Consider the following 25,932-nt stretch of genomic DNA (forward strand, 5'->3'; position numbering starts at 1 on the left):
GCACGACGAGAGGCAACCATGACGGAGCGGCGGAACGAGCCGGCGATACGTGCAGAGGGGCTCACCAAGAGGTACGGCGACAGACATGCTCTGGCCGGGGTGGACCTGGAAGCGGCGCCCGGCACCGTACTGGGTGTGCTCGGGCCCAACGGGGCGGGCAAGACCACTGCGGTGCGCATCCTGTCCACCCTGCTCCGGCCGGACGGCGGAGAGGCCCGGGTGGCGGGGCACGACATCCGCAAGGACCCCGAGAGCGTGCGGAAGAACCTGGGCCTCTCCGGCCAGTACGCGGCGGTCGACGAGAAGCTGACGGGGCGGGAGAATCTGTATCTCGTCGCCCGTCTCTACGGAATGGGCCGGCATGCCGCCCGGCGCAGAGCAGGGCAGCTGCTGGAGAGCTTCCACCTCGAAGAGGCCGCGGACCGGCCGAGCGGCAGCTACTCGGGCGGCATGCGCCGGCGCCTCGATCTGGCGGGCGCGCTCGTCGCCCGTCCGGTCGTCGTCGTCCTGGACGAGCCGACCACGGGGCTCGACCCGCGGGGCCGCGCCGACACCTGGCGTTCGATCCAGGAACTCGTCGCGGGCGGCACCACGGTCCTGCTGACCACCCAGTACCTGGAGGAAGCCGATCAGCTGGCGGACACCATCGTGGTCATCGAGCACGGCCGGGTCGTCGCACGGGGCACCGCCCCGGAGCTGAAGGGCCGGGTCGGCGGCGAGCGGCTGTCCCTCACCGTGCCCGAGCCGTGTCTCAGGCCGACGGCCGCGGAGATCCTGGCGGGCCTGGGACCGCACCTCCCGGTGCTCGACGAGCGCACGGGGCGGCTCACGGTCACCACCGAGCACGGCGCCCTCACACTGGAGGACGCGCTCGGACGGCTGCGGCTGGCCGGGATCCGGGTCCGGGACGTGGAGCTCGCCCCGCCGACCCTGGACGATGTCTTCATGGCCCTGACCGGGCAGCCCGATCCGGCGCGGCGGCAGAGCGCGGCGCCGGTCGGCGCGGCCGGCGGCGGGGAGGCGGCGCGATGACCGGGATCGGCCGGCTGGGCCGCGACGCCACCATCGTCGCCTGGCGCAATCTGCTCAACCTGCGCCGCACACCGGGCTCGGTGATCGCCGCCCTGGTGCAGCCGGTGATGTTCGTCCTGCTGCTGGCGTACGTGTTCGGGGGCAGCCTCGGCGGCGCCGGGTACCGGACCTTCCTGATGGGCGGGATCTTCGCCCAGGCGGTCACCTTCAACGCGGCGTTCACGGCCCTGGGGCTGGCCAACGACATGGACAAGGGCATCGTCGACCGCTTCCGCGCCCTGCCCATGCCCCGGCTCGCCGTGCTCCTCGGCCGCACGCTGTCGGATCTGGTCATGAGCGCGGTGACCCTGGCCGTGACATCGCTGTGCGGTCTGCTGGTGGGCTGGCGCATCACCGGGTCCGCTGCCGACGCGGTCCTCGCCTATCTGCTCGTGCTGCTCTTCGCGTTCGCCATGTCCTGGGTCGGGGCGGCCATCGGTCTGCTGGCACGGAGTGTGGAGGTCGCCCAGAGCGCCGGCCTGATCTGGCTCTTCCCCGTCACCTTCGTGTCCTCGGCCTTCGTCTCGACCCACACGATGCCAGGACCCCTGCGCGGCGTCGCCGAATGGAATCCGGTATCGGCCACGGCCACGGCGGTGCGCGGGCTCTTCGGCAACTCGCCACCGGTGGGCATGCCGACGAGCGGGGCGTGGCCCGTCGTGCACGCCCTGCCGTACGCGCTGTGCTGCGCCGGGGCCGTGGTCGCCGTGTTCATGGCGCTCTCCCTGGCCCGCTTCCGGCGGATCACGCTCGGCTGACTACCAGGGACCGGCCGCAGCCCTCAGGGTCAGGAGGGCTCCCACGGCCAGCACGAGCGCGGCGGACGCGGCAGGGCCGATCCCCGCGAGCCGGGCGAACGGGGCGCGCAGCCGGGCGTACTTCTCCGCGCGCGCCTCGAACCCGTCCCGCAGCCGTACCAGCAGCAGTCCCGCGAGGGTGAGCGTCACGGCCATTCCCAGGCCGTACCCGACAACGAGCAGCACACCGAAGGCGGTTCGCCCGAGGGCGACGGCGCCGAGCAGGACGACCAGGGCGGAGGGGCTGGGAACGAGGCCTCCCGCGATCCCCATCCCGATCAGCCCGGTGCGTGAGGTGCGGGCCGGACGGGCTCGGTGGGGGGCGTGGCTGTGCGTGCGGTCCCTGGCGGGGGCGGGGGCGGGGGCGAGGACCGTACCGCCGTGCCCGGCCGGGAGCACCGATTCCGGGATGTGTCCGTGATGAGGGTCGTGGTGGTCGTGGTGGTGGTGGCTGTGCCCGTGGTGATGGCTGTGCCCGTGGTGATGGCCGTGGGCGTGGTGGTGGCCGTGGGACGGGCGTTTCGTCAGTGCGGCGCGCAGGAGCCAGAGACCGATCCCGGTGACCATCAGCCCGCTGACGAGTCCGAGCCAGGCCAGCACGGTCTCCCCCGCCAGCGACGTCGCGAGCGGCAGGGCGAGACCGAGTGCCAGCACCCCCGCGGTATGGGTGAAGGTGACGGTGACCCCGACGGTGACGGCGTCCCTCGGAGAGCCGCGGCGGCCCGCCAGGTACGCGGCCATGATGGTCTTTCCGTGACCGGGCAGCGCGGCGTGCGAGGCGCCGAGCACAAGGGCGAGCAGCAGAGCCAGCAGCCCGGCCGGAACGGTCAGTTCGCGTCGTCCCACGAGTGCGTCGAAGACTCCGGAGACCTTGTCCAGCGCCACGGTGACCGGGCCCGCTCCCGGCAGCACCGTCCGTGCCACGGCGGCGGAGCGGCCCTCGCCGGGTTCGGTGCGCAGCCGGGCCGACCGCTGGTCCAGGGGCGTGGCCAGCGGGTCCTTGGGGTAGTGGCGGAGTTCGTCGGTCGGAGAGGTGGTGGGCAGGGTGGACCGGGTGAGCGTGACGCCCTGCCCGCGTGCGGTCATCTCCTGCCAGCCGATGCGCCGTTCGTCGTACTCCGTGCGCACGTCGATGTCCGCCGGCCGGCCCAGTTCCGCGGCGGCGTCGAGGGTGCAGCTGAGCCTGCTGGTCCGCAGTCCTCCTTCGCCCGGCCGGAATGTGAACGTGCCGCCCACGTTCTTCCAGCGCACCGGTGTACCGCCGATGTCCAGACGCAGCTGCCGGGTGAGCAGGGCGCAGTCCCCGGCGGCGAAGGACCGTGCCTCGGCGGTGTCGACGGAACCGTCGTGGTCCCGGTCGACGCGGGGGCTGAGCTGGGCGGTGGCGATCTCCGCGCGGTCCACCACGATCAGCGCGCCGACGGCGTCCGGCCGGAAGGTCAGCCCGGTGTGGTGGTTGACCGTGAAGTTGCCGAGGGGGTGGGCGTGCGCCGTGGTGGCGAGGGAGGTCAGGAGCACGGTCAGCGTTCCCGTGAGGGTCAGCGAGGAGAGGACGCGGGAGAGCTGTCGGTTCATCGGACGGTGTCGATTCTGCTGAGCTCGGTGCGGGCCCGGGGGGCGTCCACCGGATGGAAGTGGGGATCGGTCGCCAGGGCACGGCGCAGGTCGGTGGCGGCGTCCCCGGTCCGGCCGAGCGCCTGGTTGATGAGCGCCCGGTGGTAGCGGAACGGTGCGCTCACGGTGCCGAGGGCGAGTGCGAGGTCGGCCTGTTCGACCGCCTCGGTATCGCGTCCGGCCCGGTGCAGGGCCCAGGCGTACGCGTCGTGGACCGCGATGAACGGCCGTTGCCGCAGAGCGGCGCGCCCCATCGCGACGGCGGTCCGCGGGCTGCCGTGATCGGCCTCGAAGAGCACCGCGTCCGCGTCCGGCACCCCGCCGCTCGCCTTCCTCAGCGTCTCCTGCGCCCTGAGTACGCCGTACTGCTCCTCGGCCTGTGCACGGTGTCCGAGCGACCGCTGGAGGTCGCCGAGCCCGAGGAGGTACTGCGGCAGGGGCGCCGCGGCGACGGCGGCGGTGAAGTCGGTGACGGCCTGGCGGGTGTCACCGAGCGCGGTGTGGGCGCGGGCCCGTGCCTCCAGGAGGGCGGCGTCGCCCGGGAGTACGGCGAGTCCGGTGCCGGCCAGCTTCAGGGCGGTGCGCGGGTCCCCGGTCTCCAGGGAGAGGGTGGCGAGGTGGGTCAGGGCGAACGCCTTGTCGGCCGGGGTGCCGGCCGCCTGGAGGGACTTGTTCATCAGGTCGCGTGCCCGCGCCGTGTCACCCCGCAGTTCCCAGCTGTACGAGGCACGGGCGAGGGCGCTGCTGTCGGGTCTGAGGTCGCTCATGCGCTGCACCGCCGCGTAGGACTCCTCGTAGCGGCCGAGCTGGGTGAGCGCGTCGGCCAGGACGCCTTGGGCGGGTGCGCTGTAGGGGTTGTCGGTGGTGGCGCGCCGCGCCCAGGTGAGGGCTTCGGCGAAATGGTGGCGGGCGGATTCGAGGGCTCCCATCCCGGTCTCCGCCGCGAAGTTGCCGGCCGGCTGGAGGGCGAGGGACTTGCGCAGGGCGGTCCGGGCCCGGTCGTAGGTGGCCGCGTCCGCGGTGCTGCGGGCCTGTTGTACGTAGGCCATGCCGAGGGACGACCAGCCGCCGGGATCGGCGGGCAGTCTGCGTACCCGGGTCCGCAGGGCTTCGGTCGGGTCCTTGGCGCGGGGTGCGTCCGGGCCGGACACGGCCGTGGGCGTGGGCGTCTGCTGGGGAGCCAGGCCCAGGGCCCCGACCGTGAACAGGGTGCCCCCCAGGGCGAGGGTGACCACCGTGCTGCGCAGTCGTCGTCTGCCGCCTCCGGCGGCGGGCTCGGGGACTTCGTCGGTCGGGGCTGGCACTGGTTCTCCCGGTGGTGTGGGACGGGCGGGGCGGAGTCGGTGTCCGGACCGGCCGGTCCGGTCCGGACACCGATGTGAGCGGGTCTCGCCCCCGGTGCAGGGGCGGCCGGTCAGCTCGTGGCGCGGCGCCGGCGCAGGCGCAGTCCTCCGACACCCAGCAGGGCGACGCCCGCGGTGCCGATCGCGGCGGCGCTCGACGGTGTCATCGCCGACTGCCCGGTGCGGCCGGCCGGGCCGCTGTTGACGCTCTTGGTGTGCGGGAGCGCCAGGTACGGGAAGCGCGTGCCGAAGGGCACCTCATTGGCATCGACCTTGTCGCCGTCCGCGAGCGCGGGGACGAGCTTGCCCGTCTGGGCGGCTCCTTCGACCGCCTGGAGGGAGATGTCGATGACGTCGTCGGTGAGCCGGCGTCCGTTCGGGAATCCGGCCAGGTCCCCGGCGAGGACGCCGAGCCTGTTGGGCTTCGCGGTCGGCGGAACGGCCATGTTCAGCCGCAGTTCCTCGGCGGGGACGATCTTCTTGAGCGGGGCGTCCTTGTTCAGCCGGTGTGCGTTCAGATCTGCCTTGACCGGTCCGCAGGCCTTGCAGATGCCGGTGAGGTAGATCTCCGCGAGGTCGTTGCGCGGGGCCTTCGGGGCGGGTACGCCGTACACCTTCTGGATCAGCTTCGGCAGGATCGGGTCCAGCACCTTGTCCACGACCGGCTGGACGGTCCGGTCCTGGCTGGGGTTGAGGGTGTTGAAGGCGTCCTTGTACTTGAGCGGTACGACGACCTCGTTGACGAGTGGGTTACCGAGGCGGGAAACCTGCTTCCAGCCGGCCTGGGCGCTCGCCGTCCGGGAGTCCGTGACCTGGACGCCGCGGCGCTCGGTGGTCGACCAGATCCCGACGACCGGGTTACGGGTGGCGTTGCCCCGCAGTGCCAGGTCCTTCTTGGGGATCTGGAGGGCGACCGAGTTGACGTTGTACCCGGCGAGGGTGTCCTGTCCGCGTTCGCCGAGGTTCCCGCCGTAGAGCAGGTCGAAGACGCGCAGATCGGCGAAGAACGGGTCCTCCGCCTGTCCGGCGAACGCCTTGCGGCCACCCGTGGCGTCGCGTACCGCCTGTGCGCGCAGGGTCGCGTAGTTCGGCATGGACGCCTTGCCCACGTTCGACGGCGCCACGGGGGCCCCGCGCAGCACGGTCGAGGTGCCGCGGGAGGTGGTCACCGTGAGGTCGTAGACCTGCCGGATGTTGAGGTCCGGGTCGTTGAGCGAGGTGACCGGGCCGGTGTTGTAGAGGAACTGACCGCCCGCGTCCCTGGTCAGGGTGCGGAAGCGCCAGGTGTACGTGACGTCGGCGTTGCCGTCGCCGGTGTTGTCGATCTTGATGTTGTACCGGGCGTCGTCGGCGAACTGGTAGAAGTTCGGGCCCCCGTTGGGCTCTTCGAACGGGATCCAGTTGGCGGCGAGCGTCACCGTGTCGGAGCGGTCGGGGCTGGTGAACGCGTACACATCGGTGTTGTCCGCCCTCGGGTCACCGGCGATCAGCGGCGCCTCGCGGTGGCTGGAGGCGGCACTGATTCCGGGTGCGAGGGTGAGAACTCCGAGCCCGGTGGCCAGCGCACCGGCACCGAGGACGAGGAGGGAGTGGTCGAGGACGCGCCTGCTGCGCGGCCTCTGAATGGGGGACGTCAAGACTGGTCCTCTCGACAACGGAACTCCGCCGCACCTCCTGGCCGGGGCGCAGGTGCGGGTACGGCGCGATCCATGGGATGGGCGGAACGGGCCGACGACGGCGCACACGGGAAGAATTCCGTGCGCCTTTCGCGGGAGCTGTGCCCGCGCCGGTCGTCGGGGCGACAGCGAACCACATTTCTCCGGCGTGGATTCACGCATTCCCCCGGAATTACTTCAGCGAACGCACACCGCTTCCCGCATCACCGCAGATGAAGGCACGAATGCGACCTCCCGAACCCGTGTCGATTTCCTGGAGAACACGCCGCCCCGCGTAGGCCATAAGAGAAACCGCCCGCTTATTGCGAACCTGTGGCATCAAGCAACAGCCATCCGTTTGCCGCCCCATGACCAACATTCACCCGCCCGGCCGGTCACCCGGTTGGTAAATCATCTCAGCATCATGGGCTTTCGGGTGTTCTTGACCAATTTCGCCCGGACGCCAATCCGGAGCCGGCTCGGCTACGGATTACTCACGAACGGCCGGACGGACGGCACCCGTGACGACTTCGGAGAAGAATTAGACAGAGCCCACTGATTTTCCGTCAAAGCGTTTCCGGTTATCGATAATTCGGGTGACGAAGAGTCGGTACCTCGGTTCGGTGTTGCCGTTTCCCATACCACCCGCACACAGGCGCTCACCCGTCCCGTAAATACAGGAGGAAATGGTGTCCGACGTTCATATGCTGACCGGTGCGTACGCACTTGACGCACTGGAGGGGCGGGAGCGCACCGCCGTCGAGGCGCACTGCGCGGGATGTCCCTCGTGTCTTCGCGAGTGCGAGGAGTTCCGGGCGACCGCCGCCCGTCTGGGGATGGCGTCGGCGACGATCCCGCCCGCTGCCATGAAGGGGCGGGTACTCGACATCGTCCGGGCGACTCCCCGGCCACTGTCGTGGCGGCTCAGGATGAGTGGACTGGGGCGGCGGCTTCACCATCGAGCGGCCGTCCGGCTGCTGAGCCGCACCCTCCACTGAGCGGGGTACGAACAGCCCTCGGGACACCGGAGCGAGCGGGCCGCGAAAAGCCCCGCTGCGGACCAGGACCGGGGGGCCGATTCCGGCCGGGTCCGCAGCGGGGCGGCTCTGTGCGGGCTGCGCCCGGGACTACTTGGGCATCAGGACCGTGTCGATGATGTAGACCGTCGCGTTGGCCGTGGGCACGTTGCCGCACACCACGTTGGCGCTGTCGTTGACCTTGTAGGACTCACCCGATCCGGAGGTGGTGAGCTTGGACTTCTCCAGGGTGTCGAAGCTGCCGTTCTCCAGCTGCTTCGGGGTGAGCTTCTGGCCCACGACGTGGTAGGTCAGGATCTTGGTGAGCGTCGCCTTGTCGCTGAGGACCTTGTCCAGGTCGGCCTTCGGGATCTTGGCGAAGGCCTCGTTGGTGGGTGCGAACACGGTGATGTTCTTGGCGTTGTTGAGCGTGTCGACCAGGCCGGCCTTCTTGACCGCCGTCACCAGGGTGGACAGGTCGGGGTTGTTGGACGCGGCCGTGGCGACCGGGTCCTTCGACATCCCGTCGAAGCTGCCCGCGCCTTCCTTCGGGACACCCGCACAGGCCGGGCCGAACGGCTTGTTCATCGAGGCCGAGTCGGCCGTGGCCGGCTCCGAAGCGTCCGGAGCGGCGGCAGCGGCACTGGACTTGCTGTCCGACGCCTTGTCGGAGCTGTCGTCCGAGCACGCGGTCAGTGCCAGCGGAAGTACGGCGGCTGCGGCGACGGCGACGGCTGCACGACGGTAGCGAAGGGCGTTCATGGTGTTCTCCTTGACGGAATACGAGTTGATGGAACGGGGGTTGTGGAATACGGGTTCTGGAAGGCGGGGAGCAGCGGTCGCGGCCGGCGGCTGCGTCTGCGACGGGTGCCGGGGCCGGTCAGGACGGCCCGGTACCGAGCGCGCGCCCCGGTGGAAAGGCAGTGAGGTACGTCCGGTCCGGACGCCACCGGCCCGGCCCATGGCTCGGGCAGCGGGCACGGCAGGAATCGGAGTGGTCCGGAGGATCTTCACGCAGCTGATTCGGTGCTGAACGCCCGGCGGATTGGTCGATCACTCGATCAGGAGAAGATTTCCCGAAACGCGGACATCTGAGGGCGGTGACGGTATGACAGGCGTTCCCCCTGATACGCGCCTTCGCGCCGGACGCCCCCTCGCCGGGCGGCCGATCATATGGTGGCGAGTGTGATCGTTCGTGAGCATGCGCTGAACACAAGTGGCAGTCGGCATCCGGGCTACCTGGCTGCGGCGGTGGTGTTCGCCATCGGGATGGCCGGGACCACGCTGCCCACGCCGTTGTACGGGCTCTATCAGCAGCAGATCGGCTTCTCCGAGCTGATGGTGACCGTCGTCTTCGCCGTGTACGCCGTCGCGGTCATCACCGTGCTGCTGCTGGCGGGCAACTACTCGGACAAGGTCGGCCGCAGACCCGTACTCCTGTGCGCGATGGCCCTGTCGGCCGCGAGTGCCGGATGCTTCCTGCTGGAGCGCGGTCTGCCGCTGCTCTTCGCGGGACGGCTGCTGTCCGGGTTCGCGGCGGGGTTGCTGAGCGGCGCCGCGACGGCGGCCGTCATCGAACTGGCCGGGCCCGCGCAGAAGGCGCGGGCCGGATTCGCCGCCACGGCCGCGAACATGGGAGGCCTGGGCTGCGGACCGCTGCTGTCCGGGCTCCTCGCCCAGTACACGCCCTGGCCGCTGGCGCTGCCGTTCTGGGTCCACCTGGGGCTGGTGGCCGTGGCATCCGGGATCACCTGGTTCCTTCCGGAGACCGTCGCAGAGCCGCAGCGGTGGCCGCGCCCGGCGCCCCAGGGTGTGGCGGTGCCGCCCGAGGTGCGGAGTGTGTTCGTGCCCGCCTCCGTGGCGGCCTTCGCCGGCTTCGCGCTGCTCGGACTGTTCACGGCGGTCGCGCCGAGCTTCGCCACGCAGACGCTGGGGGTGCACAACGCGGCCGTCATCGGGGCCGTGGTCTTCTCGGTGTTCCTGGCCTCGACGTTCGGGCAGTCCCTGACGCGGCGTTTCGGCGCCCGCCGCGCGCTGCCGGCCGGCTGCGGCATTCTCATGGCGGGCCTGGTGCTGGTGGCGTCGTCGCTCATCGCCGAGTCCCTGCCGTTGCTGATCCTGGGGGCGCTGTGCGGGGGCACCGGCCAGGGCCTCGCCTTTCGCGCGGCGCTCACCCTGGTCAGCGGTGCGGCCCCGGCCGAGCACCGCGGCGGCACCATCTCGGCCTTCTTCGTCGTCGCGTACACCGGCATCTCGGTACCGGTCGTCGGGGTCGGCGCCATCGCCACCTGGCTCGGGCTGCGCCAGGCCGGACTCGTCTTCACGGGCTGCGTGCTGCTGCTGGCGGCCGGGGCCGGAACGTACGCCGCGCTCAGGCCACCGCCGGGTACCTGAACGGCGGCGGGACGCACAGGAGGCAGGACGGGCCCGGTCCGCCGCTCAGTCGGCGGTGCGGCGCAGGACCAGGCTGACGAAGCCCCAGGTGTCGCGGTAGCCGCGCAGCCATTCGGTGCGCCGGGTGGCGGACAGGGCGAGCACCTCCGCGCCGTCGGGGTGGCCGGGGTGGTCGAGCGCCCAGTCGGCCAGCGTCCCCCAGCAGGCCCATTCGTAGTCGTCCAGCTCCTGGCGGGTACTGACGTGGCCGTGGACGGGCGTCCAGCCGTCGGCCACGACCCGGTCCACGGTCGTGGCGAGGTCGGCGAAGTCCCCGAGCATCTCGATGGCCTCCGGTGACGGTTCGCGCTCCCAGAAGCCGTCACCGACCAGCACCCGGCCGCCCGGAGCCAGGTGTTCGCGGGCCGCGGCGAGGGTGGGGAGCAGCCCGCCGAAGGCATGGGCCGCACCGAAGCTCAGCACCAGGTCGAACCGGTGCGGCGAGACGAAATCGGCGGCGGGCAGCTGGTGGAGGGCCAGGCGGTCCGCGACGCCGAGCCCGGTGGCGCGCGTACGGGCGTCCGCCAGTGCGCCCTCGGAGATGTCGACGCCCTCCGCCCGCAGTTCCGGCCGGGCGGACAGTGCGCGCAGGAGCCACTCCCCGCCGCCGCAGCCGAGGTCGAGTACGCGCCCGTCGCCGCGCGTGAGGCCGTGGTCCAGCAGTTGACGTACCGAGTCGTCGTCGAGCGGGGACTTGATGGGGTGGTGGGTATGGGCGATTCTGGAGATCTCTTCTCGCTTCACCGGCGCAGCGTGACAGCACCGGGGACCACGCGCATCCGCTTTTCCGGCCGGTTCCCGTCGACGGAACTGGCCGCGTTTCAGACGGTGGCGATGAGCAGGTCCTCGCCGCTCGACGGGCGGAGGCCGTCGGTACGGTCCGCGAAGTAGCGTGCGGCCAGCTGGGGTCCCGACACGTGCCGGGCGCTCTCGAATCCGGCGGCGCGGGCCAGGGCGAGCATCTCCCGCGGGGTGTGGAAGCTGATGAAGGGTGTTCCGGACGCGCGCGCCCTCGGTTTGGTCTCCTCCAGCCGGTCGCGGTCGGCGTCATCGACGAGTTCGGACGGCAGCATGAACGTCATGGCGAGCGTCGAGCCGGGGGCGAGCCCGCCGAGCACGCGCAGGGTAGCCGCGATGGCCTCCCTGGTGAGGTACACCGTGACACCGGCGCAGACGACGAGCGCCGGCCTGCTCGCGTCGAAGCCGGCGCCCGACAGCTGCTGCCACCAGTCGCCGCCCGCCTCGAAGTCGACCGGCACCAGTCGCAGCCGGTCGGGGATTCCGTAGCCGAGCTCGATCAGCCGTCGGCGTTTCCAGGCCTGGGTGGCCGGCTGGTCGATCTCGAAGACCCGGAGCCGGGAAGCCGTCTCGGGCCGGCGCTGGACATAGGTGTCAAGGCCCGCTCCCAGGATGACGTACTGGTCGATGCCCTGGCTGATCTCCTCCGCGACCAGGTCCTCGACGAAACGGGCGCGGCACACGGTGGAGGCCCGGAACCCGCTGGTGGCGTCCGGGTCCATGTCGGGACGGCTCCGCCAGTCCGCTTCCGGCGCGACCAGCCGCAGGCCGATCTCGTCCTCGAACACATGTGGCTCGGCGTCGACCTGTACATGCATCGCCCGCCAGAGCGCGACCCGCACCGCGGTGTTGTCCGGCTCCTCGTACTGCTCGTCCGTCATGGCTGTTCCCACTCCTTACGGTCGGCTCCGGGCCGAGACCCACCTTACCTAAATAGTTTTATATGTGGACTTTCCAGCTATTTGACACAACCGGCACACGGATCACTTCACAACGGCCTGCACGCATGGCTTCGGCCTTCCGGGGAAGAGGCCCAGACCGCCGGGGTTCGCCCGGCGTCAGACGTACGGCCACCGAAAGGGCAGCACACGACGTGTCGGCACAACACACGATCCAGGTAGCGGGAGAGTGGCGAGCCGCCGCATCCGGCGCCACGCGCGAGGTTCTCGACCCCGTGGACGCGACAGCGTTCGCCGTGGTCTCCGAGGGGGACGCCGTGGACGCGGACGCCGCCGTCGCCGCGGCCCGGACCGCTTTCGACGCGGGTCCCTGGCCGCATACGCCCGTCGCGGAGCGCGCCGCGCTGCTCAGGCGGGTGGCCGGTCTGCTGGAGCGCGACCGGGAGCGGCTCGGCGCCCTGGAGTGCCGGGACGCCGGGAAGACGCTCGAAGAGGGCCGGGTCGACGTGGACTGCGTACGGGACGCCTTCCGTTACTTCGCCGACCTCGTCATGAACGAGAGCGGCGGCCGTGTCGTCGATGCCGGGTCCGAGGAGATCCACAGCGTCGTGGTGCATGAACCCGTCGGCGTCTGCGGGCTGATCACCCCATGGAACTATCCGCTCCTCCAGGCCAGCTGGAAGATCGCGCCGGCTCTCGCCGCGGGCAACACCTTCGTGATCAAGCCGAGCGAGGTCACGCCGCTGACCACGGTCGCGCTGATCGCACTGCTCGCCGAGGCCGGACTGCCGGCCGGGGTCGCCAACATCGTCACCGGCCCCGGCGCCACCGTCGGCGCACGGCTCGCCGAACACCCCGATGTCGACCTGGTCTCCTTCACCGGCGGGCTCGCCAGCGGGACGAAGGTGATGCGGGCCGCCGCGGAATCGGTCAAGAAGGTCGCGCTCGAACTCGGCGGCAAGAACCCCAACGTGGTGTTCGCGGACGCCTGCGCCACGGAGGAGGGCTTCGACACCGCCGTGGACCAGGCGCTCAACGCCGCCTTCATCCACAGCGGGCAGGTCTGTTCCGCCGGATCGCGGCTGATCGTCCAGGAGTCGGTGCGCGAGCGGTTCGTCACCGAGCTCGCCCGGCGCGCCGAGCTGATCCGGATCGGCCGCGGCACCGACGACGGCGTCGAGTGCGGTCCGCTGGTCTCGGCGCAACAGCTGGCCAGGACCGAGGAGTTCGTGGCCTCCGCGCTCCACGAGGGTGCGGTGCTGCGGGCGGGCGGCGAACGCCCGGAGGGGGCGGGGTACTTCTACCGGCCCACCGTCCTCGACCACTGCGACCGCTCCATGCGCGTGGTGCGCGAGGAGGTCTTCGGACCGGTCCTGACCGTCGAGACGTTCCGTACCGAGGACGAGGCCGTGACTCTCGCCAACGACACGGAGTACGGGCTGGCCGGCGGCGTGTGGACCGCCGATCCGGGGCGCGGCCGCCGGGTCGCGGCCCGGCTGCGCCACGGCACCGTCTGGATCAACGACTTCCACCCCTACCTGCCGCAGGCCGAGTGGGGCGGCTTCGGCAGGTCCGGCATCGGCCGGGAGCTCGGCCCGACGGGTCTCGCCGAGTACCGCGAGTCCAAGCACATCTACCAGAACCTCGCCCCGCGCCCGGTGCGCTGGTTCGCGGGCTGACAGGAGCAGAGGCGATGGAGAACATGAACCACTACGACTATGTCATCGTCGGCGGCGGCACCGCGGGCTCCGTGATCGCTTCGCGGCTCACCGAGGACCCCGACGTCACCGTCGCCCTCATCGAGGGCGGCCCCAGTGACGTGGGACGCGACGACGTCCTGACCCTGCGCCGCTGGATGGGCCTCCTGGGCGGCGAGCTGGACTACGACTACCCCACGACCGAGCAGCCACGCGGCAACTCGAACATCCGGCACAGCAGAGCCAGGGTGCTCGGCGGCTGCTCGTCCCACAACACCCTGATCGCCTTCAAGCCGCTGCCGTCCGACTGGGACGAGTGGGCGGAGGCGGGCGCGGACGGCTGGGACGCCGCGTCGATGGACCCGTACTTCGCGCGGCTGCGCAACAACATCGTCCCCGTCGACGAGGCCGACCGGAACGCCATCGCCCGCGACTTCGTCGACACGGCGCGGACGACGCTCAAGGTCCCGCGCGTCGAGAGCTTCAACAAGGCGGCCTTCCAGGACGGTGTGGGGTTCTTCGACCTCGCCTACCATCCCGAGAACAACAAGCGCTCCTCCGCCTCTGTCGCGTATCTGCACCCCTTCCTCGACCGGCCGAACCTCCATATCGCCCTGGAGACCTGGGCGTTCCGGCTGGAGCTCGACGGGGACCGGGCGACCGGAGTGCGGGTGCGTACCGCGGACGGCACGGAGCGGCTGGTGCGCGCCCGGCGCGAAGTGGTGCTGTGCGCGGGCGCGGTGGACACGCCGCGACTGCTGATGCACTCCGGGATAGGCCACCGCGCGGAGCTGGAGAAGCTCGGCATACCCGTGGTGCACGACCTGCCGGGCGTGGGTGAGAACCTGCTCGACCACCCGGAGTCGGTCATCGTCTGGGAGACCCACGGACCGATTCCGGAGAACTCCGCGATGGACAGCGACGCCGGGCTGTTCGTACGCCGGGACCCGGAGAGCCCGGGTCCTGACCTGATGTTCCACTTCTACCAGATCCCGTTCACGGACAATCCGGAGCGGCTCGGGTACGAGCGGCCCGAGCACGGGGTGTCCATGACGCCGAACATCCCGAAGCCGAGGAGCCGCGGCCGGCTGTATCTGACCAGCCCCGACCCCGAGGTCAAACCCGCGCTGGACTTCCGGTACTTCACCGACGCGGAGGACTACGACGGACGGACGCTCGTCGACGGGATCAGGATCGCCCGTGAGATCGCCGCGCGGCAGCCGCTGGCCGGCTGGCTGAAGCGGGAGGTCTGTCCGGGGCCAGAGGTCACCTCCGACGAGGATCTGAGCGAGTACGCGCGCCGGGTCGCGCACACCGTGTATCACCCTGCCGGTACGTGCCGGATGGGCGCGGCCGACGACGCGCTCGCGGTGGTCGCACCCGACCTGCGGATCCGGGGTCTGGACGCGGTCCGGATCGCCGACGCGTCGGTGTTCCCGACGATGCCGACCGTCAACCCGATGATCGGGGTCCTGATGGTCGGGGAGAAGTGCGCGGAACTGCTCGGCGCCACTACTGGGGGTCATGTCCGATGAACACACCGCCGCACGTCTTCTCCGTGAACAACCTCTGGAAGGTCTTCGGGCCGAAGGCCGACCGGGTGCCCGGTGACGCCGAACTGGCCGAGCTCGACGGCACGGAACTGCGCGAGCGGACCGGCTGCACGGCCGCCGTGCGCGACGTCTCCTTCGATGTCCGCAAGGGCGAGGTGTTCGTCGTGATGGGCCTGTCCGGGTCCGGCAAGTCCACCCTCGTACGCTGCCTCACCCGGCTCGTCGAACCGACGTCCGGTCAGATCACCATGGACGGCGAGGACGTGCTGTCGATGAACGCGGGACGGCTGCGTGAACTGCGCCGCCACCGCGCCTCCATGGTCTTCCAGCACTTCGGTCTGCTGCCGCACCGCTCGGTCGTCGACAACGTCGCGTACGGGCTGGAGATCCAGGGCATGGGCCGGGCCGAACGGCGCTCGCGCGCCGCGGAGTTCATCGCCAAGGTCGGACTCGAAGGCCTGGAGGACCGGCGCCCCGGCGAGCTCTCCGGGGGACAGCAGCAGCGCGTCGGGCTGGCGCGGGCACTGGCCGTCGACCCCGAAGTGCTGCTGTTCGACGAGCCGTTCAGCGCCCTGGACCCGCTCATCCGGCGCGACATGCAGGAGGAGGTGGTGCGCCTGCACCGCGAGGAGGGCCGCACGATGGTCTTCATCACCCACGACCTGAACGAGGCGCTGAAGCTCGGGAACCGGATCGCGCTGATGCGGGACGGCCGGATCGTGCAACTGGGCACCCCGGAGGAGATCGTGGGGTCCCCCGCCGACGACTACGTACGGGACTTCGTGCGCGATGTTCCGCGCGAACAGGTGCTCACCGTGCGGGCGGCGATGCGTCCGGCCGACAGCACGGAGAGCGTCTCGGGGCCCGCGCTGGCACCGGGAACCACCGTCTCCGAGGCGATCGAGGCGGTCGTGCGTACCGGTGAGACCGCGCGGGTGGTCGATGGGGGGCGCTGCGTGGGAGTGGTCGACCACGCGTGCCTGCTCGGCGTCGTGGCCGGGATTCCGGCCGTGAAGGAGGCCGCGTGATGCGGATACCCCTTTCTGATGCGCCGCCGGGCCACATCGCGCCGGGTCCGCGGTCGGCCGCGAGGCCCGCCGTACTGAGCCGGGGGTGGCAGCGATGACCACGACCGCCACCCCCGCACGCCCCACGGCTCTCGTCCCTCCCGGGCCCGCCACCGCCTTCGCCCGGCACCGCACCGCCCTCCTGCTGGGCGCGGCGGTCGTGCTGCTGGTGCTCGGCAGCGCCCTGGTCGGCCGGGGTGCCTGGCCGGGGGACCTCACCGTCGACCTCACCGGTCCGCTCGGCGGCGTCAGCGACTGGATCATCGACAACCGCGACACCCACCCGCTGTTCCTCTACTTCTTCGGGTACATCAGCAACGGCGTCGTGCTCTCGGTGCGCGCCGTCTACCTGGTCCTGCTCGCGGCCGGCTGGGCCGGGGTCACCGCGGCGGTCGGGCTGATCGCCTGGCGGGTGGCCGGTGTCCGGCTCGCGCTGTCCGGGGTCGTCGCGTTCCTGCTCTGCGGGCTGCTCGGCATGTGGGTGCCGACCATGCAGACCCTGGCGCTGATGGTGGTCGCCGTCCTGGTCTCGGTGGCGCTCGGGGCGCTGCTCGGCCTGGCCGCGGGCCTCTGGGACCGGGTCTTCCGCCTGCTGCGGCCGGTGCTCGACACCATGCAGGTGATGCCGGCCTTCGCGTATCTGCTGCCGGTGGTGCTCGTCTTCGGCATCGGCGTGCCGGCCGCCGTGCTGGCGACGGTCGTCTACGCGGCTCCGCCGATGGCCCGGCTGACCGCTCTCGGGCTGCGCGGCGCCGACGCGGGCGTCATGGAGGCGGCGGCCTCGCTCGGCGCCACCGGACGGCAGCGGCTGCTGACGGCCCGGCTGCCGCTGGCCCGCAAGGAGCTGCTGCTCGGCCTCAACCAGACGATCATGATGGCCCTCTCGATGGCGGTCATCGCCTCCGTGATCGGCGCCGGCGGTCTCGGTGACCGCGTCTACCAGGCGCTGGCCTCCGTCGATGTCGGAGCCGCGCTCGCGGCCGGCATCCCGATCGTGCTCCTGGCCGTGGTGCTCGACCGGGTCACCGGCGCGGCCGGCAACGGGCTCGACACGCCACGGGCCGGATCGGCCCGGCTGGGCTGGGCCGTCGCCGCGGCCGGCACCGTGGCCGTCGCCGTCGTGGCGCGCCTCGTCTCCGGGACGACGTGGCCGGACGGCGGCACGGTGGCGGTCGCCGAGCCCGTCAACCGGGCGGTCGACTGGATGACCGGCCACCTGTACTCCGGCGTCCCGGTCATCGGCGGCACCGCGGACTGGGCGGCCCACTTCACCACCTGGGTCCTGGACCCGGTGCGTGACGGACTCCAGTGGCTGCCCTGGTGGGCGGTGCTGCTGCTGGTCGCCGTGCTCGCCATGCTGATCGGCACCTGGCGCACCACGGTGACCGCCGTCCTCGCGATGGCCGCCATCGGGGTACTCGGCGTCTGGGACCCGGCGCTCGACACGCTCTCCCAGGTGCTGGCCGGTGTCGCGGTGACCCTGGTGGCCGGTTTCGCCGTCGGGATCGCCGCCTCCCGCAGCGAACGGCTGGAGCGGCTGCTGCGTCCGGTGCTGGACGTGTTCCAGACGATGCCGCAGTTCGTCTATCTCATCCCCGTCGTGGCCCTGTTCGGTGTCGGCCGCGCACCGGCGGTGGCCGCCGCCGTCGTCTACGCGCTGCCCGCGGTCGTCCGCATCACCACCCAGGGCCTGAACGGCGTCGACCCGGTCACCATGGAGTCCTCGCGCTCCCTCGGTGCGACGGGGGTCCAGCAGCTGCTGAAGGTCCAGCTTCCGCTGGCCAGGCCTGCGCTGCTGCTCGCCGTCAACCAGGGCGTCGTCCTGGTGCTCGCCGTGGTGGTCATCGGGGGTCTCGTCGGTGGCGGGGCGCTCGGCTACTCCGCCGTGTTCGGCCTGGCTCAGGGCGACCTGGCGACCGGGCTGGTCGCCGGCGCCGCGATCGTCCTGCTCGGCCTGATGCTCGACCGCGTCACCCAGCCGACGGCACGCCGCTCCGGAAAGGGGGCCTGACATGGCTCGTCCGCGCACTCCGCTCATCGCGCTCGTCTCCGCCACGGCGCTGGTCGCCGTGGCCGGCTGCGGCGCCGCGGACATAACCCAGCAGTCCTCGCCGTTCGCCAACGCGCGGGGCGCGAAGACCGTGACCCTGTCCGTGCAGTCGTGGGTCGGCGCCCAGGCGAACGTCGCCGTCGCCCAGTACCTCCTCGAACACGAGCTGGGCTACCGCGTCGACACCGTCCAGATCGACGAGGTGCCCGCCTGGGACGCCCTCAGCCAGGGCCGGGTGGACGCGATCCTGGAGGACTGGGGCCATCCGGACCAGGAGGCCAGGTACGTCCAGGACAAGAAGACGATCAGCTCCGGTGGCGAGCTCGGGGTCACCGGGCACATCGGCTGGTTCGTACCGACGTACTTCGCGAAGCAGCATCCCGACGTCACCGACTGGCACAACCTCAACAAGTACGCCGAGCGGTTCGCCACGGCGGAGAGCGGCGGGAAGGGCCAGTTGCTGGACGGCTCCCCGTCCTACGTCACCAACGACAAGGCGCTCGTGCGCAATCTCGACCTGGACTACCAGGTCGTGTTCTCGGGTTCCGAGGCCGCGCAGATCACTCAGATCAAGCAGTTCGCCAAGGAGAAGAAGCCCTTCCTCTCCTACTGGTACAAGCCGCAGTGGCTGTTCGAGAAGGTACCGATGACGGAGGTGAAGCTGCCCGCGTACAAGGAGGGCTGCGACGCCGACGCGAAGAAGGTCGCGTGTGCCTACCCGCAGACGCCGCTGAAGAAGTACCTCAACGCCCGCTTCGCCGGCAGCGGCGGGAAGGCGGCCGGTTTCCTCAAGAGGTTCTCCTGGGACACCGAGGAACAGAACAAGGTGGCGATGATGATCGCCGACCAGAAGATGTCGCCCCAGGACGCGGCGGAGAAGTGGGTCCACGAGAACGAGAAGACGTGGCGGGCCTGGATTCCCCGCTGATCGCTCCCTCCACACCGTGACGGGCGGGGGCGCCCGGTCTCAGACCGCGGCGCCTCCCCCGGCATCGCCCGGGGACGCCTCGGTGAGGGCGAACCAGGCGGTCTTGCCCTCGGGTTCCGGCCGCACACCCCACTGGTCGGCCAGGATGTCGAGGAGCAGCAGGCCGCGCCCCGAGGAGGCGAGTTCGACGGGGGTCCGCTGGTGGGGCAGTTCGTCGCCCCGGTCCATGACCTCGACGAGCAGCCTGCGCCGGCCGGTCTCACCGGTGATGTGCGCGGTGAGCGAGCCGTCCTGGTCGGTGTGCACGAGTACGTTGCCGAGCAGTTCCGTCGCCAGGAGCACCGCGGTGTCCACCTGGTCCGGCCGCGCCCAGTCGTGCAGCAGCGCCTTCAGCTCGGCCCGCGCCTCGGCCAGCCCCTCGCCCTGGTCCTGGCCGATGGTCAGCACCAGCCGGCGCTGGTTCACCTCGGCGCGCGGCTTCACGGAGTCCCGGCGCAGGAGCAGGAGCGCGATGTCGTCACCGTCGCGGGCGACGCCCTCGCGGGCCCCGGGTTCGGGGCTGAGCACGGCCGCCATCAGCCGGTCGGCCATCCCTTCGAGATCCTCCACGGGACCGGGCGAGAACGCGTCGCGCACCCGCACCCAGCCGCTGTACATGTCGTGGCCGCCGTTCTCGATCAGGCCGTCCGTGCACAGCATCAGGACCTCGTCGTCGTGCAGGCGCAGGATGTCGACGGGGTAGTCCTCCTCGCCGGGCATCAGCCCGAGCGGCAGGCCGCCGCTGACGTGTTTGAGCAGACAGGTGCCGTCCGGCATCCGCAGGACCGGGTGCGGGTGGCCGGCGCGGGCGATGTGCAGATTGCCGGTGGACGGGTCGGCCTCGATGTAGAGGCAGGTGGCGAACCGGTCGTCGTCGAGGGTGGTGAGGAAGCGGGAGGCCCGTGCCAGGACGGCGTCCGGGCCGTGCCCCTCCGCGGCGTACGCGTGGACGGCCGTGCGCAGCTGGGCCATCAGCCCGGCGGCGTGCACATCGTGTCCCTGGACGTCTCCGATGACCAGGGCGAGGCGGCCGTTGGGCAGATCGATGCTGTCGTACCAGTCGCCGCCGACCATGAGCCCTCCCCCGGTCGGCACGTAGCGCGTCGCGACGCTCAGGCCGGTCAGTGCCGGGCCTTCGGCGCGCATGCTCTGGCGCAGGCCGCGGGAGAGGGCGAGTTCCGCCTTGCCGGCTCGGGCGCGTTCGAGGACCTGGGCGATCATCCGGCCCGTCACGGTCAGCAGGGCGCGCTCACTCCTGGTGAAGGCGACCGGTGAGCGGAAGGCGGCGAGCCAGACTCCGACGACCCGCCCGGCGGTCACGAGCGGCAGGAAGGCCCACGCGTTGCGGCCCTTGCGGGCGGACAAGTGCCAGGTGGCCGGGAACGCGGCGCGGTACTCCTCGGTGGAGGCCAGGAACACCGCCCGGCCCGTTCTGGCGACCTCCGCGGCCGGGTAGCCGGTCGTCAGCGGCATCCGGAAGCCCTCGTCGACCACGCTGCCGGGCCGGAATCCGTACTGCGCCAACGCGGTGAGGGAGCCGTCACCGGTGTCGAACACGCACTGGGCGTCCATCGGGAAGTCCGGGGCGTACAGCCCGGCCACCAGCCTCAGCGCCTCGTCGAGCGAGTCGGACTCCGCGACCGTGTGACCGGCCGAGAGCAGGAGCGCGTCACGGCGCCTGACCGCCTCGCCGGGCGGGACGCCTTCGCCGGGCGTCCGGCTCCCCCCGTCGCCCGGCGCCGGGGACGGGGTTTCCAGCCGGTTCAGCTCGGCGATCTGGTCCAGCTCGGCCTCGAACTCGTCCGGCGGCGGTTCATGCCGTTCACCACCCATCCGGCATCCCTTCCCGATGTCCGTCGCCGACTGTTCGTACCATGCTCCGACGGCGGAGCCGGGTCCGCAGTGCGAGAGCCCCCGAAGGCGCACGGCGCGGGGCGGCGCGGGGCCTGGGCGCGGAAGCCGGAAAGGGGGTCGCGAGGCGTGGACGTACTACCGCCGCAACGGGGGCGGTCAGCTGTCAGCGATACGCGGCAGACCTGCGTACATCGCTGAAGTCGACGGCCAGATCGGCCTCGCGGAGAGTCTCCTCAGCCACTCGGCGCACCTCCGCCAGGACGTCCCCGTGTTCCTCCACGAGACCGGCGTAGATCGGTGCCTCTGAACTGTCTGTGAAACTCACGTCGAACTGCCTCAATCGGTTGGTATGCCATCGTTCGGCCGGAAACAGGGGCCGATTCTACGTGGTCCGCCGTCCGGGCCGCGGGCGGCACCGAGGAGTGGGAATTCCGGGCGGTGCACGGTTCCGGGTGTGCTCACCGGCCGGTCCGGCGGCCGGGGCATGAGATCCTGCGCCGGGCGCGGAGAGAGCGGTTGACCTCAAGTCAACTTGAGATCTTAGCGTTCTGTCCGCGCCCCTGGCCGTGTCCGGCCGACGGGAGCATCGATTCGTTCCCGGAGGCACGCATGAGTATGGAAGTCACGGCGTGGTCATCGCTGCACAGTGCGATGAACGCTCAGCAGGACCGTCGGCCCTTCTCCCGGGCGACCGTGCGCAGGATCGGCGCCTTCGCCCGGCCGCGCCGCCGTGAGCTGTACCGGTTCCTGGTACTGAGCGTGGTCATGGCCCTGCTGGCGGTGGCCACGCCGGTGCTGGCCGGCCGGGTGGTCAACGCGATCGTGCAGGGCAAGGAGAACGGCACGGTGACCCGGCTGGCCCTGCTGATCGCCGTCATCGCCGTGGCCGAGGCGGGGCTCGGTCTGCTGACCCGGCTGCTGTCGGCCACCCTGGGCGAGGGACTGATCCTGGACCTGCGCACAGCGGTCTTCGACCATGTGCAGCGGATGCCGGTCGCCTTCTTCACCCGGACCCGCACCGGGGCCCTGGTGAGCCGGCTCAACAACGACGTCATCGGGGCGCAGCGGGCGTTCAGCAACACCCTGTCGGGTGTGGTCTCCAATCTGGTGACCCTGCTGCTGACGCTCACGGTGATGCTCACCATCTCCTGGCAGATCACCTTGCTGGCGCTCGTCCTGTTGCCGGTGTTCGTCGTGCCCGCGCGGCGGATGGGCTCCAGGATGGCCCGGATGCAGCGTGAGGCCGCGGGTCACAACGCCGCCATGGGCACCCAGATGACCGAGCGTTTCTCTGCTCCCGGCGCGACCCTGGTCAAGCTCTTCGGACGCCCGGCCGACGAGTCCGCCGAGTTCGCCGCGCGCGCCTCCCGGGTCAGGGACATCGGTATCCGTACGGCGATGGCGCAGTCGACGTTCATCACCGCGCTGACCCTGGTGTCCGCGCTGGCTCTCGCACTCGTCTACGGGCTCGGTGGCTACTACGCGCTGCGCGGGAGCCTGGAACCGGGCGCGGTCGTCTCGCTCGCGCTGCTGCTCACCCGCCTCTACGCCCCGCTGACGTCGCTGGCCGGTGCCCGGGTCGAGGTGATGAGCGCGCTGGTGAGCTTCGAGCGGGTCTTCGAGATCCTCGACCTGAAGCCGCTGATCTCGGAGAAGCCGGATGCGCGCAAGGTGCCGGACGGTCCGGTGTCGGTGGAGTTCGACGGGGTTTCCTTCGGCTACCCGTCGGCGGACAAGGTCTCCCTCGCCTCCCTCGAAGAGGTCGCGACCCTCGATTCCCGGGGCGGTACGGAGGTGCTGCACGAGGTCTCCTTCCGTGCCGAGCCCGGCCGGATGGTCGCTCTGGTCGGTTCCTCCGGTGCGGGCAAGTCGACGATCGCGCAGCTGCTGCCCCGGCTGTACGACGCCGATTCCGGCTCCGTGCGGCTGAACGGCGTCGACGTACGCGATCTGACCGCCGAGTCGATCCGCGAGACGCTCGGCATGGTCACCCAGGACGGGCACCTCTTCCACGAGTCGGTCCGCGCCAATCTCACGCTGGCCAGGCCCGGGGCGAGCGAGGACGACATCTGGGACGCGCTGCGCCGGGCCCGCCTCGACGGGCTGGTGGCCTCGCTGCCCGACGGTCTCGACACGGTGGTGGGCGAGCGCGGCTATCGGCTCTCGGGTGGTGAGCGTCAGCGGCTGACGATCGCCCGGCTGCTGCTGGCCCGGCAGCGCGTCGTCATCCTCGACGAGGCGACCGCGCACCTGGACTCCACCTCGGAGGCGGCCGTGCAGGAGGCGCTCGCCGAGGCGCTGGAGGGACGCACCGCCGTGGTGATCGCCCACCGGCTCTCCACCGTGCGGGCGGCCGACCTGATCCTGGTCATCGAGGAGGGCCGGGTGGCCGAGCGGGGTACGCACAGCGAGCTGCTGGCCGCGGGCGGACGGTACGAGGAGCTGTACCGGACGCAGTTCGATCCGGCGACGGCGGACGGGGCGCAGCCGGAGTCGGTGCCGGCCGAATGACGGGCGACGCGCCCCCGGTCCGCACGGACCGGGGGCGCGTCGTGTGTGGAGGGTGCCGCGGCCGGGTCAGTCGTTGTCGACGTGCTGGCCGGTGACGGAGCCGCTGGCCGCGTCGATGTCGACGGTCGTCTCCTTGTAGTCCTTGGCCACGACGTCGACCGACCAGACGAGGACGTTCTTGTCGTTCTCATCGAGGTCGAGGGAGGTCACGGTGCCCTTGGCCTTGTCCGTCGCGGCCTTGGCCGCCTGCTGCGGCGTCTGGGTGGCCTTGGCGATCCGCGCGGCCGTCCGGCTCTTCTCCTGCGCGTCCTGGTCCGTGTCCTCGACGGACTGGAGCACCTTGCCGGTGACCGCGTCGATGCGCACGGTGTGCTCGGTGCCGTCCTTCGCGACGACGGTCGCCACCCACTCCGGGCCGGTGGCGGAGGGGCTGGCCGAGGGGGAGGCGCTGGAGCCGCTCGGTGAGGCCGAGGCGCTCATGGACGCGCTCTCGGAGGCGGAGACGGACGCAGAGGCGGAGGCGGACGCGTCGGTGTCGTCGTCCGACTTGCCGGGGCCCTTCAGGTCGAGTTCGGTCACCTTGCCGCCCTTGACGGCTCCCTCGGCCGTGGTGACGGCCTTGTCGAAGGTGATCTTGGTGGAGGCCAGCAGCTTCTTGCGCTTCTCCTGGTCCTTGGTCAGCGAGGCGCTCGGGCTGGGCGAGGAGCTGGTGGTGCGCTCCGGGACGGCACGGGCGGCTTCGGAGGTCTCCGTCTTCGTCGACGTGCTGCCGCTGTCCTGGCCGCAGCCGGTCAGCAGGGCGGCGGTCAGGACGACGCAGGCGGCGCCGGCCGCGCGGAGGCGGTGGGCGCGCAGGAATCCGGTGTTCTTCGGTCGGGGGTCATATGTCATGCCGGCATGCCTAACCGCCCTGCGGCTCCGGCATGTGGGGTGACGGGTCGTAGTCACCCGATCAACCCTGTTCCGGGCCCGGACCCGCTCGTCGGCGTCACCGGAACCCCCCGGCGACGGAATGTCGGGGCGCCGGGGCGGCAGGGCCCGATTCCCCAGGCGCGCCATGGGATATTGCCTCCCGCGGGTCGCGATCCGGCCGTTTTGGTGCGAGCCTGGAGGCATGACCTGGGCGTCCTGGACGACTCGCGGAGTGTATTCGGGGCACGGCGGCGTGCTCACCGAGGAGGTCGGGCCGCTGTCCGGCGACTTGACCGTCCACACCACATGGGCCGACGACACTGCACAGATCACGGTGCAGTACACCGATGCGGCCGACTGGTTCACCATGTCCGGCAGTCCCGTCCCCTGCTCCTCCGAGGAGGACAGCCGGGCGCTGCACGAGGCCGTGGTGAACGCCGTCCGGCGGGGTGCGGCGGCCACGGTTCCGACCGTGTGCCTGGAGCCGGACCGGCCGGCCGGCGGGACCGCCGCCGAATAACCGACAACCGCGGGGCCGTCAGAGCCGATACGTGGCCGCGCCCGCGCGCCGAGGGCGTACGGGCGCGAGCCGGTTCCGTCGTGCTCAGTGCGCCTTCTTCACGAACTCCGTGGTGTACGTCTTGGCGAGGTCCACGTCCGCGTTCTTGAGGTTGGGGTTGAAGGCCTTCAGGACCCGCTCGACGGTGGCGGGTCCGTCCGGGGGCATCACCCCGTCCGTGGTGAACATCGGCAGGGTGTTCTTGATGGACTGCGCGTACAGCGCCGCGCCGCCGCCCTGCGCGTAGTCGGCCGGCATCTTCGCGGCGATCTCGTCGGCGCTGTGTGTCGACATCCACTTGAGGGTCTTCACGAAGGCGTTGGCCAGCTTCTGCACGGTCGGCTTGTGGGCGTCGACCCACTCGGTCTGCATGTAGAGGCTGGAGGACGGGTAGAGGCCGCCGAGCGCCTTCCTGGAGCCCTCCGGGGTCCGCATGTCGACGAGGATGCTGCCGAGCTTCTTGTCGAGGATGGTGGCCACGGTCGGGTCGGTGGTCATGCCGCCCTGGATGGAGCCCTGCTGGAGCGCGGAGATGAACGTCTGGCCGGCTCCGACCGCGACGGGCGTGAACTCGCTGGTCTGCACGCCGTTCTTCACGGCGAGGTACTTCGTCAGGAAGTCGGTCGAGGAGCCGAGGCCCGTCACGCCCAGCTTCTTGCCCTTGAAGTCCTTCGCCGAGCTGATGTCGCCCGCCGCCTTGTTGGAGACCATCTCGACCTCTCCCGGGGCCTGGGAGAGCTGGACCACCGACTCGATGTGCTTGCCCTTCACCTGGAGGTCGAGGGTGTGGTCGTAGAAGCCGACGGTGCCCTGTACGTCGCCGGAGACCAGCGCGGTCTCCGCCTGGACGCCGGCGGGCTCGGTCAGCAGCTGGACGGCGACGCCCTCGTCCTTGAAGTAGCCGAGCCGCTCGGTGAGCATCGCGGGCAGGTAGATGACCTTGTCGAGGCCGCCCACCATGATCTTCACGCTGTCGTTCTTGTCGCCGGACGCGGAGGTGGAGTCTCCTCCGCAGGCGGTCAGGGTCGCCGCGGCGAGGGCTCCGGCGACGGCGAGGGCCGGGATCCGGGGGGACATACGCATCTGGTTCACGTCCTTGTGAAGAGGGTTCCCGGGAGGGGAAGAGGTGTCACGGA

Annotated in this window: 21 protein-coding genes; 11 read left to right on the top strand and 10 right to left on the bottom strand. The window is 71.1% G+C overall.

Features of this window, described 5'->3' with window-relative positions; all coding sequences use genetic code 11:
* Nucleotides 1-18: 18 nt before the first annotated feature.
* Nucleotides 19-1,032, top strand: a complete 1,014-nt coding sequence (locus ACFVQ0_RS01450; protein ID WP_390083419.1) for an ATP-binding cassette domain-containing protein — start codon at nt 19-21, stop codon at nt 1,030-1,032.
* The gene (locus tag ACFVQ0_RS01455; protein WP_390083421.1) at nt 1,029-1,829 is read left to right on the top strand and encodes an ABC transporter permease; all 801 of its coding nucleotides are present in this window, start codon (nt 1,029-1,031) and stop codon (nt 1,827-1,829) included. Before ACFVQ0_RS01450 ends, ACFVQ0_RS01455 begins: the two co-directional genes overlap by 4 nt.
* Here the strand turns inward: ACFVQ0_RS01455 and ACFVQ0_RS01460 are convergent, their stop codons facing one another.
* The 3 genes from ACFVQ0_RS01460 to ACFVQ0_RS01470 all read right to left on the bottom strand — a co-directional run bounded on the left by ACFVQ0_RS01460 (nt 1,830) and on the right by ACFVQ0_RS01470 (nt 6,462).
* Nucleotides 1,830-3,443, bottom strand: coding sequence for a nickel transporter (locus ACFVQ0_RS01460; RefSeq protein ID WP_390083423.1), 1,614 nt, complete (start codon nt 3,441-3,443; stop codon nt 1,830-1,832).
* Entirely contained in the window at nt 3,440-4,786 is a 1,347-nt protein-coding gene (locus tag ACFVQ0_RS01465; protein WP_390083425.1) for a hypothetical protein, read from the bottom strand. Before ACFVQ0_RS01465 ends, ACFVQ0_RS01460 begins: the two co-directional genes overlap by 4 nt.
* Nucleotides 4,787-4,896: 110 nt before the next feature.
* The gene (locus ACFVQ0_RS01470; RefSeq protein WP_390083427.1) at nt 4,897-6,462 is read right to left on the bottom strand and encodes a DUF4331 domain-containing protein; all 1,566 of its coding nucleotides are present in this window, start codon (nt 6,460-6,462) and stop codon (nt 4,897-4,899) included.
* A 722-nt stretch (nt 6,463-7,184) separates the two neighbouring features.
* Between ACFVQ0_RS01470 and ACFVQ0_RS01475 the strand changes: the two genes are divergently transcribed.
* On the top strand, nt 7,185-7,478 hold the full coding sequence (locus ACFVQ0_RS01475; RefSeq protein ID WP_390085336.1) for a zf-HC2 domain-containing protein: 294 nt from the start codon (nt 7,185-7,187) through the stop codon (nt 7,476-7,478).
* Nucleotides 7,479-7,607: 129 nt separating this feature from the next.
* Here ACFVQ0_RS01475 and ACFVQ0_RS01480 read toward each other — a convergent pair whose 3' ends face one another.
* Nucleotides 7,608-8,258, bottom strand: coding sequence for a fasciclin domain-containing protein (locus tag ACFVQ0_RS01480; protein ID WP_390083429.1), 651 nt, complete (start codon nt 8,256-8,258; stop codon nt 7,608-7,610).
* 423 nt (nt 8,259-8,681) lie between these two features.
* Between ACFVQ0_RS01480 and ACFVQ0_RS01485 the strand changes: the two genes are divergently transcribed.
* Nucleotides 8,682-9,890, top strand: coding sequence for an MFS transporter (locus ACFVQ0_RS01485; RefSeq protein WP_390083431.1), 1,209 nt, complete (start codon nt 8,682-8,684; stop codon nt 9,888-9,890).
* Nucleotides 9,891-9,935: 45 nt separating this feature from the next.
* Here the strand turns inward: ACFVQ0_RS01485 and ACFVQ0_RS01490 are convergent, their stop codons facing one another.
* The gene (locus tag ACFVQ0_RS01490) at nt 9,936-10,673 is read right to left on the bottom strand and encodes an SAM-dependent methyltransferase (RefSeq protein ID WP_390083433.1); all 738 of its coding nucleotides are present in this window, start codon (nt 10,671-10,673) and stop codon (nt 9,936-9,938) included.
* Between the two features lie 77 nt (nt 10,674-10,750).
* Nucleotides 10,751-11,608, bottom strand: a complete 858-nt coding sequence (locus ACFVQ0_RS01495; RefSeq protein WP_390083435.1) for a class I SAM-dependent methyltransferase — start codon at nt 11,606-11,608, stop codon at nt 10,751-10,753.
* Between the two features lie 212 nt (nt 11,609-11,820).
* On the opposite strand from ACFVQ0_RS01495, the gene ACFVQ0_RS01500 reads away from it, so the two are divergent.
* The 5 genes from ACFVQ0_RS01500 to ACFVQ0_RS01520 all read left to right on the top strand — a co-directional run bounded on the left by ACFVQ0_RS01500 (nt 11,821) and on the right by ACFVQ0_RS01520 (nt 18,921).
* The gene (locus tag ACFVQ0_RS01500) at nt 11,821-13,305 is read left to right on the top strand and encodes an aldehyde dehydrogenase family protein (protein ID WP_390083437.1); all 1,485 of its coding nucleotides are present in this window, start codon (nt 11,821-11,823) and stop codon (nt 13,303-13,305) included.
* A gap of 14 nt (nt 13,306-13,319) precedes the next feature.
* On the top strand, nt 13,320-14,858 hold the full coding sequence (locus ACFVQ0_RS01505) for a GMC family oxidoreductase (protein ID WP_390083439.1): 1,539 nt from the start codon (nt 13,320-13,322) through the stop codon (nt 14,856-14,858).
* The gene (locus ACFVQ0_RS01510; protein WP_390083441.1) at nt 14,855-15,904 is read left to right on the top strand and encodes a glycine betaine/L-proline ABC transporter ATP-binding protein; all 1,050 of its coding nucleotides are present in this window, start codon (nt 14,855-14,857) and stop codon (nt 15,902-15,904) included. The genes ACFVQ0_RS01505 and ACFVQ0_RS01510 overlap by 4 nt, the downstream gene beginning before the upstream one ends.
* A gap of 94 nt (nt 15,905-15,998) precedes the next feature.
* Nucleotides 15,999-17,954, top strand: coding sequence for an ABC transporter permease subunit (locus tag ACFVQ0_RS01515; RefSeq protein ID WP_390083443.1), 1,956 nt, complete (start codon nt 15,999-16,001; stop codon nt 17,952-17,954).
* A gap of 1 nt (nt 17,955) precedes the next feature.
* Nucleotides 17,956-18,921, top strand: a complete 966-nt coding sequence (locus ACFVQ0_RS01520; protein WP_390083445.1) for an ABC transporter substrate-binding protein — start codon at nt 17,956-17,958, stop codon at nt 18,919-18,921.
* A gap of 39 nt (nt 18,922-18,960) precedes the next feature.
* Here ACFVQ0_RS01520 and ACFVQ0_RS01525 read toward each other — a convergent pair whose 3' ends face one another.
* Both ACFVQ0_RS01525 and ACFVQ0_RS01530 read right to left on the bottom strand, forming a co-directional pair.
* Nucleotides 18,961-20,793: a SpoIIE family protein phosphatase gene (locus ACFVQ0_RS01525; RefSeq protein WP_390083447.1), complete on the bottom strand. Its 1,833-nt coding sequence runs from the start codon at nt 20,791-20,793 to the stop codon at nt 18,961-18,963.
* Between the two features lie 184 nt (nt 20,794-20,977).
* Nucleotides 20,978-21,139, bottom strand: a complete 162-nt coding sequence (locus ACFVQ0_RS01530; protein ID WP_199884365.1) for a hypothetical protein — start codon at nt 21,137-21,139, stop codon at nt 20,978-20,980.
* 284 nt (nt 21,140-21,423) lie between these two features.
* Between ACFVQ0_RS01530 and ACFVQ0_RS01535 the strand changes: the two genes are divergently transcribed.
* Nucleotides 21,424-23,325, top strand: a complete 1,902-nt coding sequence (locus tag ACFVQ0_RS01535) for an ABC transporter ATP-binding protein (RefSeq protein WP_390083449.1) — start codon at nt 21,424-21,426, stop codon at nt 23,323-23,325.
* Nucleotides 23,326-23,391: 66 nt separating this feature from the next.
* Here ACFVQ0_RS01535 and ACFVQ0_RS01540 read toward each other — a convergent pair whose 3' ends face one another.
* Nucleotides 23,392-24,216, bottom strand: coding sequence for a PepSY domain-containing protein (locus tag ACFVQ0_RS01540; protein WP_390083451.1), 825 nt, complete (start codon nt 24,214-24,216; stop codon nt 23,392-23,394).
* 223 nt (nt 24,217-24,439) lie between these two features.
* On the opposite strand from ACFVQ0_RS01540, the gene ACFVQ0_RS01545 reads away from it, so the two are divergent.
* Nucleotides 24,440-24,757 (top strand): hypothetical protein, encoded by a 318-nt coding sequence (locus ACFVQ0_RS01545; RefSeq protein WP_390083453.1) that lies wholly within the window; start codon nt 24,440-24,442, stop codon nt 24,755-24,757.
* Nucleotides 24,758-24,841: 84 nt separating this feature from the next.
* Here ACFVQ0_RS01545 and ACFVQ0_RS01550 read toward each other — a convergent pair whose 3' ends face one another.
* Nucleotides 24,842-25,879, bottom strand: coding sequence for an ABC transporter substrate-binding protein (locus ACFVQ0_RS01550; protein WP_390083455.1), 1,038 nt, complete (start codon nt 25,877-25,879; stop codon nt 24,842-24,844).
* Nucleotides 25,880-25,932: the final 53 nt, after the last annotated feature.

This window comes from Streptomyces sp. NPDC057900, assembly GCF_042887885.1.
Classification (GTDB): Bacteria; Actinomycetota; Actinomycetes; order Streptomycetales; family Streptomycetaceae; genus Streptomyces.